The 610-nt window shown below is 48.4% G+C and carries 1 protein-coding gene; it reads left to right on the top strand.

Going from position 1 to position 610, the window contains the following annotated elements:
• Positions 1-172 precede the first annotated feature (172 nt).
• Positions 173-565, top strand: a complete 393-nt coding sequence (gene stpA / locus ABD169_RS16085) for a DNA-binding protein StpA (RefSeq protein WP_004145722.1) — start codon at positions 173-175, stop codon at positions 563-565.
• The last annotated feature ends 45 nt before the right edge of the window (positions 566-610 follow it).

The raw sequence follows: 610 nt of genomic DNA on the forward strand, positions 1-610 counted from the left end.
TATGAAAAAGGCTCAGGTATTTGCCAATATAGTTCCAGGGGATAACCGCTAATATCCACCTTATATATTTATCTGGACAACCGAAGGCTGGAAATAAATAAACGTTTCTATTACACTTGCCGCGTTGTATCTTTTAATTTGCTATTTGGAATTTTTTAATTTTATGTCTTCAATGTTACACAAACTGAATAATATCCGTTCACTGCGTGCCCTGTCCCGTGAATTCTCCATTGACGTGCTTGAAGAGATGCTGGAAAAGCTCAGGATCGTCACTGAAGAAAAACGTACGCAACAGCAGCAGGCAGCTCAGCAGCAGGCTGAATATCAGGAGAAAGTGAATACCTGGCTTGAACTGATGCGCGCCGACGGTATTTCTCCTGACGAGCTGGTGGCCGATATTCAGCCGCCAAAGGCGGGAGGCAAAAAGCGTCAACCGCGCCCGGCGAAATATCGTTATACCGATCATACTGGCGCAGAGAAAACCTGGACCGGACAGGGAAGAATGCCGAAGCCGATTGCCGAGGCTGTCGCCCAGGGTAAATCGCTGGATAGCTTTTTAATTTAACGCCTTCGGGCCAGCGCCAGGCCGGTGGTGAGAGACCCACCGGCC

This window comes from Leucobacter iarius (genome assembly GCF_039530105.1).
Lineage (GTDB): Bacteria > Actinomycetota > Actinomycetes > Actinomycetales > Microbacteriaceae > Leucobacter > Leucobacter iarius.